Source organism: Leptolyngbya sp. CCY15150 (genome assembly GCF_016888135.1).
Classification (GTDB): Bacteria; Cyanobacteriota; Cyanobacteriia; order RECH01; family RECH01; genus RECH01.
This window is the reverse complement of the sequence record NZ_JACSWB010000094.1, coordinates 1-378: the sequence shown is the minus strand read 5'-3', so window position 1 is coordinate 378 and position 378 is coordinate 1. Positions and strand designations below refer to the sequence as shown.

The 378-nt window shown below is 53.4% G+C and carries 1 protein-coding gene; it reads left to right on the top strand.

Annotation, left to right across the window (positions count from 1 at the left end; genetic code table 11):
- Positions 1 to 23: 23 nt before the first annotated feature.
- Positions 24 to 378, top strand: a 355-nt coding sequence (locus JUJ53_RS00750; RefSeq protein WP_343327868.1) for a transposase, incomplete at its 3' end; no start/stop codon positions are given.

Here is a 378-nt window from a genome sequence, read left to right as displayed (position 1 = left end):
AAAACGAGCAGGTGTGTTTGCATGTGATTCGTCCCACTCGGGGCAAAACGGTGATCGATAGCGTCATGGATGGGCATCAACCGCAAATCTGGGTGTCAGACTTATTCAGTTCTCAAGCGGCTCATCCAGCGCTCGACTGGCACGTGTGTCTGGCCCATCAACTGCGCGATTGCCAGTATGCCATGGATGCAGGTGATGAGTTGTTTGCCCCACGGATGAAACGGTTGTTCCTCAAAGCCATTGCCCTGCAACGACGACGACATACCCTGGCTCCCTCAACCATTGAGCAGTATTGCGCTCGATTTCGCGGCTCACTGCGGGAGATTTTGAATCTCAAACCCAAATCGGTCGAGGGACAACGGTTGCTCAAACGCTATC